The 10,646-nt window shown below is 35.4% G+C and carries 8 protein-coding genes and 1 pseudogene; 8 read left to right on the top strand and 1 reads right to left on the bottom strand.

Going from position 1 to position 10,646, the window contains the following annotated elements; translation table 11 throughout:
• From ABJI11_RS13710 to ABJI11_RS13730, 5 genes are all read left to right on the top strand, one after another.
• Window positions 1–2,495, top strand: a 2,495-nt coding sequence (locus tag ABJI11_RS13710) for a SusC/RagA family TonB-linked outer membrane protein (RefSeq protein WP_348353298.1), incomplete at its 5' end; no start/stop codon positions are given.
• A gap of 10 nt (window positions 2,496–2,505) precedes the next feature.
• Window positions 2,506–3,840, top strand: a complete 1,335-nt coding sequence (locus ABJI11_RS13715) for a RagB/SusD family nutrient uptake outer membrane protein (RefSeq protein WP_348353301.1) — start codon at window positions 2,506–2,508, stop codon at window positions 3,838–3,840.
• Window positions 3,841–4,110: 270 nt separating this feature from the next.
• Window positions 4,111–4,812: a FadR/GntR family transcriptional regulator gene (locus ABJI11_RS13720; RefSeq protein ID WP_348353304.1), complete on the top strand. Its 702-nt coding sequence runs from the start codon at window positions 4,111–4,113 to the stop codon at window positions 4,810–4,812.
• A 101-nt stretch (window positions 4,813–4,913) separates the two neighbouring features.
• Complete coding sequence (locus ABJI11_RS13725) at window positions 4,914–6,215, top strand: MFS transporter (protein WP_348353307.1); 1,302 nt, start codon at window positions 4,914–4,916, stop codon at window positions 6,213–6,215.
• A 34-nt stretch (window positions 6,216–6,249) separates the two neighbouring features.
• Window positions 6,250–7,011, top strand: a complete 762-nt coding sequence (locus tag ABJI11_RS13730; RefSeq protein ID WP_276493751.1) for an SDR family NAD(P)-dependent oxidoreductase — start codon at window positions 6,250–6,252, stop codon at window positions 7,009–7,011.
• A 54-nt stretch (window positions 7,012–7,065) separates the two neighbouring features.
• Here the strand turns inward: ABJI11_RS13730 and ABJI11_RS13735 are convergent, their stop codons facing one another.
• On the bottom strand, window positions 7,066–8,082 hold the full coding sequence (locus ABJI11_RS13735) for a LacI family DNA-binding transcriptional regulator (RefSeq protein WP_348353312.1): 1,017 nt from the start codon (window positions 8,080–8,082) through the stop codon (window positions 7,066–7,068).
• Between the two features lie 150 nt (window positions 8,083–8,232).
• Here ABJI11_RS13735 and ABJI11_RS13740 point away from each other — a divergent pair, with 150 nt between their 5' ends.
• The 3 genes and pseudogenes from ABJI11_RS13740 to ABJI11_RS13750 form a co-directional block, all read left to right on the top strand.
• Window positions 8,233–9,279, top strand: coding sequence for a sugar kinase (locus ABJI11_RS13740; RefSeq protein ID WP_348353315.1), 1,047 nt, complete (start codon window positions 8,233–8,235; stop codon window positions 9,277–9,279).
• A gap of 35 nt (window positions 9,280–9,314) precedes the next feature.
• Entirely contained in the window at window positions 9,315–10,535 is a 1,221-nt protein-coding gene (locus ABJI11_RS13745; protein WP_348353318.1) for a 6-phosphofructokinase, read from the top strand.
• 9 nt (window positions 10,536–10,544) lie between these two features.
• Window positions 10,545–10,646, top strand: a pseudogene (locus ABJI11_RS13750) (bifunctional 4-hydroxy-2-oxoglutarate aldolase/2-dehydro-3-deoxy-phosphogluconate aldolase); the annotation flags it as partial.

The raw sequence follows: 10,646 nt of genomic DNA on the forward strand, positions 1-10,646 counted from the left end.
TCAGCTACAACACTTATACCAGTACTTCTAGCAAATATGTTAAAGACATTGAAATGCTAAAGACAGCGGGCGAGTGGGCAGAAGATTTACAATCTGGTGATTACGACCTTTCCAATACTGACCCAGCTTTATTACAATATAGATTAGATGCATATACTAATGCGCCAGACGTTATTAGTATGGAAGATTGGTTATTTAAAAATGGAAGTTCTACCAGCCATGACGTAAGCGTTAGTGGTGGTTCTGAAAATATAAAAGCATTTGCTTCTTTAGGTTATTTAAATACCGATGGTATAGTTAGAGGCCAAGGTTACGAAAGATATAATGGTCGTGTGAACATTGACGCCAACTTAAGTGAAAAGTTAAAGGCAGGTTTAAGTATGAACGGGTTTGTTGGTGATCAAGAAATAGTACCTTGGGAGATGAGAGATCTTTTAAGAGCTTATAGTATTAGCCCTGTTTACCATACACAAGAGTCTATTGATTTCGTACAACAATTAGATCAAACTAGACAATCGGTTTACGACGCTAGTGTTGCGAACGGTAATCCTATATCACAACTTAGTGACTCTTTTGACGCAGGCTATAGAGGTATTGGCTTAGACCCTACAAGTATTTATGATTTACAACCTGGTGATGTAGTTCATGATTGGCAATATGGCAGAAACCAAAATGGTATTGGTGGTACTGGTGATGCCGGTGTAGGCGCAAAATTTAATGAATCGAGAAGGTTCCAAAAAACATATTTTGCAAACGCTAGTTCATATTTACAATACGAACTTATGGAAGGTTTAAATCTGAAAACCATTTTTGGAGCAGATATTCAAGACACTCAAAATTATGAGTATCATGCTCAAGTAACAGATGGTCAACAAAGATCTGATCGTTCTCAGTTATCAAATTCAAGTATTAAAAAATCTACTGTTTTAAGCACAACAACCTTAAGTTACGCAAAAACATTTGCTGAAAAACACGATGTTACTGCTGTAATAGGTATGGAATTTGTCAATACTTATTTTAAAGGGACGTCATCAGATGCTACTAATTTACCATTTGGCTTACCACTTAATTATTCTTTTGTAAGCCCAGAAGATGTCAACACTACTACAATTGACGAAGAACAGTCAAGAAGAGGTTTCTTTGGTAGAGTTGCTTATGCATATGATAATCGTTATTTGATATCTGCTTCTTTAAGAAGAGATGGTGATTCACGTTTTGGTGAGAATGAAAAGTATGCAGTTTTCCCTGCACTTTCATTAGGATGGAATGTTAGCAATGAAACTTTTTTAGAAGATAATGAAAAATTAAGTCTCTTAAAATTACGTTTTAGCACTGGTTCATTAGGTACTGCAGCATTCTTAGGCTCTTACCAATCATTGAGTATCTTAGGAACTTCACCAACTGCATTCGGTACAGGTTTCCTTATCCCAGAAGATGTAGCAAATGCTAATTTAACTTGGCAGACAAATACAGAGACCAACTACGGTGTTGATCTTGGGTTCATCAATAATCGTTTTAGATTAAGTGCTGATTATTATACTTCTGATGTAAATGATATGTTAATCAACCAAAGTATTTCTGAGGTTAATGGTACTCCTTCTATTGCTTTGAATCGTGGAGATGTTACAAGTTCAGGTCTAGAACTAGAATTAACTACCAAATTAATAACTAACGATAATTTCTCATGGAACATGAGTGCTAACTACTCTACTGTAAATTCAGAAATTACAAGCTTAGGTGCTTTAGATGAATTACCAAGACAAGTTTATGGTGGTCCAAGTGGTAGAGGTGCAGAATTTAGAAACTACGTTGGTGGTGAAATTGGTGAAATGTGGGGATATGCAGTTACTAGCGAAGTTGAAACACAATTTATTAATGACCCTTCAAGAAATATAGGTTTCGGTAGTTCAGAATGGTATGTAGTTGATCAAAATGGTGATGGCGAAATCACTTATGAGGGTGATTACGTAAAGTTAGGATCTGCTACTCCTGATTTCTACTGGGGACTTTCTAGTAATATGACCTATAAGGATTTTGATTTTGCTTTTCAATTCCAAGGTTCGCAAGGTGCAGAGGTTTATAATCTTGACCCAATATATTGGAAATCACAGTTTGGTGGTAGATTAACCGATGCTTTTGACCCTAATGGCGACCGTATTGCCGATATTGGTCCAAATGCAGGAAAGCATTATGTTGAAACTAGAAATGCACATGGTGCACTTGTACAAGACGCTTCATACGTTGCTTTAAGAAACCTTACTTTAGGTTATACTCTTAGTTCAGACTTAACTGAAAGAGTTGGTCTTAGTTCATTAAGAGTTTACGCAGCAGCGACGAACTTACTTTATATCATGGCAGACAATTACACCTCTTTCAACCCAGAAGGTGTAGAAGTTGAAAATTCTGGCTATGCAGGCCCTACAACCTATGGTTACCAAGAAGGTGCAAGCCCTATTGTAAGAAGCTTCACTCTGGGTCTTAATGTTAATTTTTAATAAAGAAACGATGATAAAAATAAAATCTATATCCATAATAGCCATTTCCATGATGTTGATGATATCATGTGACAATGAACTAGATCAAACACCCCCTGTAGAACTTGAATCTAGTGCTTTAACAAATTTTGAAGGCGTTTTAAATGCTGCCTATTATTACCATACCGGTGTTGTTACACCTCAAGCGGTAATGGGTGAGTTTAGAGCGGATAACATCATTTTTGATGATGAACCACCTTATCCAGATTTTCATGAGTACAATTCAGACCTTGGAGGTTTAGCTGTATCAGAAATATTTTTTCGCCCGTTTTACAGCAACTTATATAAGTCAATTTTAAGTGCTAACAATGTAATTGATAATTCTGACGACCCAACACAAATAGCAGAAGCTCAATTTTTAAGAGGATTGTCATACTTTAAATTAGTAGTTGCTTTTGGTGATGTATCTGTAAATTTATCTCCTTCACCAGATTCAGCTGATCTTTCTCTTTTAACTAGACAACCCGCAGAAGATATTTATTCTGAGATAATTATTCCGGATTTAACCAGTGCTATAGCAGGTTTAGATAATTCTGGGTTAGCTACAGGACGTGCTTCAAAAATCGCAGCTCAAGGATTTCTAGGTAAAGTTTACATGTACATTAATGATTACCCAAATGCAAAAATTGCTCTTGAAACTGCTGTCAATTCAGCTGCCGGTGCAGGAGTTACCTTAGAGCCTGATTTTGCCAATGTTGTAATTGACGAGAGTTCAGAAATTTTATTTGCAACTCAAATATCAAGCTCTATTACAAATTCAGCAAGTGGAACTATTTTTTCAGGATGGTTTCAAGGTGGTGATACAAAAGCTGATGAACAAAATGTTACCCTAAGTTTAATAAATGCTTTTGAGGCAAGCGCTATCGCTGGTGGTGGTACTGACTTAAGAGAAGCTTTAACAGTTGATGTGGCTGCAAGAAAAGGTGTAAAATACTTAGGCGGTCTTGATCAAGATTTTATTGAACTAAGATTATCTGATGTTATTTTAATGTACGCAGAAGCACTAAATGAAACTAGTGAACCTGCTTCTACAGTACTTCCATTGTTAGATCCAATAAGAACAAGAGCAGGACTAACAAGTTTAACAGGTACTGCAAGCTCACAGGCTGAAGTAAGAGAAGCTATTGCACAGGAAAGAAGATTAGAATTAGCCTTTGAGGGACATAGATGGTTTGATTTAGTTAGAACAGGTACTGTTGATGCAACAATGGGACAAACTATTGATAGCAATTATTACGTGTTTCCCATTCCACCATCTGAAATACTTGCAAGTGACGGTGTAATTACACAGAATCCAGGGTATTAACTTATACGCTTTGATTTTTACTATCAGTAAATTCATGAATTAACTTAGAGAATATATCGATATTAAAAATTAAAACATTATTCAAAGAAAGTTGTTTGAGTTAGTTTTTTAAGATGGCTGGCTTTTTTGAGAGAGCCAGTCCATCTTTCTTTAGAATTTCAATGAAGTTTAGAACATTAAACTCTTGAAAAATTTGAAAAGACATTTATTTTCATAAATTTGATAAACCAATCTGGTTAACCAATTTTTCGTAACAATGAAATGTGATATATGAAGCTAGAGATTCTAACAAAAAACGACCATCAGCAACTTCACAATGAAATCATTGCTAAAATTAGAGATTTAATAAATAATAAAAATCTTGAACCTGGCGATAAGTTACCATCAGAACGTATGTTGTCAGAACGTTTTGAAGTTAGTAGAGGAAATGTTCGAGAAACAATTCAGAAACTTGAATTTTACGGCATATTAAAATCTAAACCACAAAGTGGAACTTTTGTAGCAGATATTGGTTTAGTAGCCATGAATGGTATGATAGATGACATTCTTGCTTTAGAAGACCCTGATTTTAAATCATTGGTTGAAACAAGAATTTTGTTAGAGCTTAAAACAGTAAGATTAGCCGCAAAACGTAGAACTAACGACGATTTAAAAAAGATAGAAGCGGCATTAGAATCATACAAAGTAAAAGTCCTGAACAATGAAGATGCCGTTCAAGAAGATTTACTTTTTCATTTAGCAATTGCTCAGGCATGCAGAAACAGCACCATTAACAGAATGATGTTAATTATCACGCCAGAAATCATCAACAACTTTGAAAAATACCATGTCTGTGATAAGAATCAAGGTTCTAAACGAATAAAAGAGCATCAAGATATCTTTAATGCCATAAAAAATCAAAACACACAAAAAGCAAAAGAAATGATGAAAGTTCATTTTAATGAGCTTTACAAATATTGCTACAACATTTAAAAAGTAAATTAACCAACCATATAAGAATATAAGGTCTTTAAGCTTTATACTAAAAGAACTAATTATTCTCATCAACTAACAAGACCAAAAAGCACAGAATTATGAATATTAAAGGATTAAGATGGTGGGTTATAGCATTGATTGCAATAGCAACAATTATCAACTACATCGATCGTCAGTCTATCGGAGTTCTTTGGCCAGATATCGCAGAAGATTTATTTCCTGAAAGCACTAATGATGAACGTAAAGAAATATTTGCCACCATATCTGTAGTTTTCATGTTTGCGTATGCATTTGGACAAGCTATTTTCGGTAAAATTCTAGACTGGTTAGGCACACGAATCGGTTTTGCCATTTCAATTGGTGTATGGTCTATTGCAACTGCGCTTCATGCACTTGCTCAAGGTGTTTTAAGCTTTGGCTTCTTTAGAACAATTTTAGGAATTGCAGAAGCGGGTAACTGGCCGGGTGCTGCAAAAGCAAATGGAGAATGGTTCCCAACTGAAGAAAGAGCATTTGCTCAAGGATTGTTTAATTCTGGAGCAGCGATCGGAGGTATTGTCGCCATACCTGCAATAGCCACCATGACTATATATTTCAGTTGGCAAATGATATTCATTATAGTTGGTGCCTTAGGATTATTATGGTTAATACCTTGGTTAATATTAGTAAAAGCTCCACCAAAAAATCATCCTTGGATTTCAGATGAAGAACGAAACTATATCTTAACAGGTCAACAAAATCAAGATATAGATAATGATGGCACTCCAGATGATGGTTATAACCCTGATACTGGTAAACTTTTGAAACACAAACAAAGCTGGGGAGTTATTATCGCCTCTGCTGCTATTGACCCAATTTGGTGGCTATTTGTAGTATGGATACCTATTTACCTAAACGAAGTTTATGGAATGGATGTTAAAACCATTGGTATTTATGGTTGGGTACCATATGTAGGCGCTATGTTGGGTGCTTGGTTTGGAGGTCTTTTTGCTCAAAACCGTTTGAAAGCAGGTTGGAGTGTAGACAAAACAAGAAAAATCATAATTACTATAGGATGCTTAATCATGTTGCCTAGTTTATTGGCAATGGCAAACCCAGGCGGACCTACAGGTGCCGTATTAATAATGGCACTAATATTATTTGGTTTCCAAACTGCCATCGGTAATGTTCAAACTTTACCTAGTGATTTCTTTGGTGGTAAAACTATTGGAACTTTATCGGGAATAGCTGGTATGGCAGCAAAATTGACTGCAGCCGCATTAATTTATCTAGTGCCTTGGCTAACCTCTGGAGGCAATTATACACCTGCATTTGTAATAGGTGCAACAATGGCCATAATTGCTTTAGCAAGTATCTGGTTATTATGCGGTAAAATTGAACCGCTAAATGAAAATAAATAAATTGAATTAAGAATAGATTAAAATAAATTATAACATGAGTACAGAAGGAAAAGTAGCAGTAATTACAGGAGCAACTGGAGGAATAGGATTTGCAGTTGCTAAAAGGTTAGGACAAGATGGTTATACCGTTATCTTAAACGGTATAGATGACGCAGCTGGTGCTGAAAGAATCAAAGAACTTACTGCAGAAGGTATTACTGCTGAGTACTTAGGATTTGATGTTACCAATGAAGAAGCAGTTGCAAAAAACATTAAAGCGATCGGTGAAAAATATGGTAAGATTGATACGCTTATAAACAATGCAGGTGGTCTTGGCGGTAGAGCTCGTTTTGAAGAAATGACTACTGAATTTTACAGAGGTGTTATGGCTTTGAATCTTGATTCTGCCTTCTTTGCTTCAAGAGCAGCAATACCTTACCTTAAAAAAGGTGAGCACCCATCAATAATTAACTATACATCTAACGCAGGATGGACAGCTGGTGGACCAGGTGCTGGTATCTACGGTACTTCTAAAGCAGGAGTTCATGCTTTAACTAGAGCTTTAGCAAAAGATTTAGCTGAATATGGTATTAGAGCAAATGCAGTATCTCCTGGTACTATTGATACTCCTTTCCATGCTCAAATTAAAGCTACAAAACCAGAAGTTTTCGCTTCTTGGGCCAATAATATTATGTTAGGTAGATTAGGTCAGCCAGAAGATGTTGCTGGCGTTGTTTCTTTCTTAGCTAGCAAAGATGCTGCTTTCATTACTGCTGAAACTGTACAGATCGGTGGTGGTCAAGCTTTAGGTATCTAATACATATTTATACTTTATTAAAAAGCGTTATTGTAATCTACAATAACGCTTTTTCTATTTAGAAGAATCTCGTACAATTAATTCAGAATCTAAAATTATCTTATTCAAAGATTGACGCACCACATCTTTATCAACGTAACCTAAAAAGGTTTCTGCAGCTAATTTTCCTATTTGTTTACTATGCTGACTTATACTTGTAATTGAAGGTGTTACCAAAGAAGTAAACGGTTCATTACCAAAACCTACTAATTTTATTTCTTCTGGTACTTTGATATTTCTTTCTTTCAAAACCTGCAAAGCTCCCAACGCAGCATAATCACTTGCTACATAAACAGCATCAGGTCTGTTTTTTAAAGCCAATAATTTTTCTATTTGATTTCTACCATCTTCTAGTGTAAGGCTACTTTCAGTCAATAATTCTTCGTCGTGCGGCAGATTGTGTTTTTTAATTGCATCTATATAACCTCGTATTCTGTTATTGAATATTCGTGTTCTACGGTAACCGCCTATATGTGCAATACGTTTACAGCCTTGTGCTACCAAATGCTCTATAATCATATGACTACTATCGTAATCATTGATTCCAACATAATCAACATTCAGGTCATTCTCTCCCCTATCAAACAAAATTAAAGGAATACCGTTAGATTTTATTTTTTCATAATATGATAGGTCAACCGTTTCATTTGCCATTGACGCAATAATACCATCAACTTGTAAATATAAAAGCGTATCAATATTATCACACTCCTTTTCAAATGACTCGTTAGATTGAGTTATTATAATGTTGTAGCCAGCCTTATCAAGAACCTCTTCCATATTTTCAACTACAGAGGAAAAGAAATTACTATTAGTTCTAGGCACGATCAGCCCTACTAATTTACTTTTACCCTTTCTTAAGGCACTTGCCAAATGATTAGGCTGATAATTTAATTCTTTGGCAACCTGTTTTACAGCTTTCTTAGTTTTAACACTTATACGCGCGTCATCATTTAAAGCTTTGGACACAGCTGCGGTAGAAATACTTAAAACATTTGCAATGTCTTTTAAAGTTGTTCTTTTTTTATTCAATTAGTTTGTATATATTTGTTTAATCGATTAACCAAAAGTAAGACTTTAATTAATTTAAACAAAAAATGTCTGTTTTGGTTATTTTTTAGCTAAAGTGGTTAATCGATTAAACAAATTATAAATCAGTACATATTAAACTTATAAAACAACATGAAAAAAGTAGTAACATTCGGTGAAATCATGCTTCGTTTAGCACCACAAGGATTTTTAAGATTTTCTCAAGCTAATAATTTTGATGTAGTTTACGGAGGTGGAGAATCTAACGTAGCTGTATCTTTAGCTAACTATGGTGTTCCTGTAGATTTCGTAACACGTTTACCAAAAAATGATATTGGGGAATGTGCAATGATGGAAATGCGTAAAAGAGGCGTTGGCGTAGATAAAATTGTTTACGGTGGTGATCGTTTAGGTATCTACTTCTTAGAAACCGGTGCGGTATCAAGAGGTAGTAAAGTAGTTTACGATAGAGCTCATTCAGCTATTTCAGAAATAGAATCTGGAATGATTGATTGGGACGCTGTTTTCGAAGGTGTTGAATGGTTTCATTGGACGGGTATTACGCCAGCTATCTCTCAAGGTGCTGCAGATGTTTGTTTAGAAGCGGTTAAAGCTGCAAGTGCAAAAGGAATTACAATTTCTACAGATTTAAATTATAGAGCTAAACTTTGGACATACTGTGACGATGCCCACAGAGAAAAAATAATGGCAGGATTAACAGAGTATTGTGATATCATTTTAGGAAACGAAGAAGATGCTGAAAAACATTTTGGAATTCACCCTGAAGGATTAGACGTACATAAAGATGGTGCCGATGTTAAAGCGGAAGCTTTCTTATCTGTTTGTAAGCAGATGATGAAGAAATTCCCAAAAGCTAAAAAAGTAATTACAACGTTAAGAGGTTCTATCTCTGCATCGCACAACACATGGGCAGGTGTATTATGGGACGGTACTAAAATGTACGAAACTCGTCAATACCAAATTACAGATATCGTTGACCGTGTTGGTGGTGGAGATTCTTTCATGGGTGGTTTAATCTACGGATTATTGAAATACCCAGAAGATGACCAGAATGCACTTGATTTTGCTGTAGCTGCATCATGTTTAAAACATACTATTAAAGGAGATGCCAACCTAGTAACAGTTTCTGAAGTTGAGAAACTTATGGGTGGTGATGCCTCTGGTAGAGTTGCTAGATAATTAGAAAACTACTTTAGACCTTCTAAAATACAAAAATGTCGAAAAAATCTATTTTAATTCTTTGCGGTGGCGGACCTGCACCCGGTATTAATACCGTAATCAGTACCGTGGCAAAGGCTTTTTTAAAAGATAATTATCGCGTTTTAGGTTTGCATGAAGGTTTTAAAGGAATTTTCGATGAGAATCCGCAAATCAAGGAATTCGATTTTTTCCATGCAGACAGGATTTTCAGTAGGGGTGGCTCAACTTTAATAATGAGCCGTTTTAAACCTAAAAACGAAAAACTAAACACTAGCCTTTTTATTGATAATAATGTAAAACTGTTGGTTAGCATAGGTGGTGATGACACCGCTTCTACTGCCAACAGAATTACTGGCTTTTTAAAAAAAGAAGGCATTTCAATTTCTAACATTCACGTACCTAAAACTATTGATAACGATTTACCGTTACCAGATAGAAATCCAACATTTGGTTTTCATTCTGCAAAAGATGAAGGTGTACGTATAGGGAATACAGCTTATGAAGATGCACGTACCAGCCAAAACTGGTTCGTGATGTCTACCATGGGGCGTTCTGCGGGTCATTTAGCATTTGGTATTGCTGCCAGCTGTCACTACCCTATGATGATCATACCTGAGATGTTTGATCGTACTTCAATCACTTTTGATAAAGTGGTAAGAATGGTTATTTCATCCATGATCAAACGCAAAATTGAAGATATTCATTACGGTGTTGCATTGATCAGTGAAGGTGTTTTCCATAATATGCCAGAGTCTGAATTAGACAAGTGTGAAATTAAATTCACCTATGACGATCATGGACACCCAGAGTTAGGGAATGTTAGTAAAGCGCATATTTTTAATATGCTCGTTCAAAAGAAATTAAAGGAGTTAGGTATAGATATTAAAAGTAGACCGGTAGAACTGGGCTATGAATTACGCTGCTGTAGACCAATAGGTTTTGACCTTACGCTTTGTACGGTATTAGGTCTTGGCGTAAAAAAATTATTTGACGAAGGTAAAAGTGGCTGTATGGTCACTGCAAATTCTAGAGGTGAGATTACCCCCCTATTCTTATCAGAAATACAAGATGAGAATGGTAAAATTGCTCCTCGCTTGGTCAATATCAATTCAGAATTGGCAGAATTATGCTTTCAAAATTTATTCTATGTAGGTGAAGATGATTATGAGGATGCAAAAAAATATGTGAACAATCCTTCAGACTACGATTTCAACAAAATTTTAACTGAGAAATAAAAAAATCAAATGGCACAATATTCAAGAATAGAAGTAGCAAATGTAATGAAGGAATCTGGTATGGTACCTTTGTTCTATCACCCAGACATTGAGCTAGGTAAAAAGATTTTA

The organism is Maribacter sp., from assembly GCF_039968975.1.
Classification (GTDB): Bacteria; Bacteroidota; Bacteroidia; order Flavobacteriales; family Flavobacteriaceae; genus Maribacter.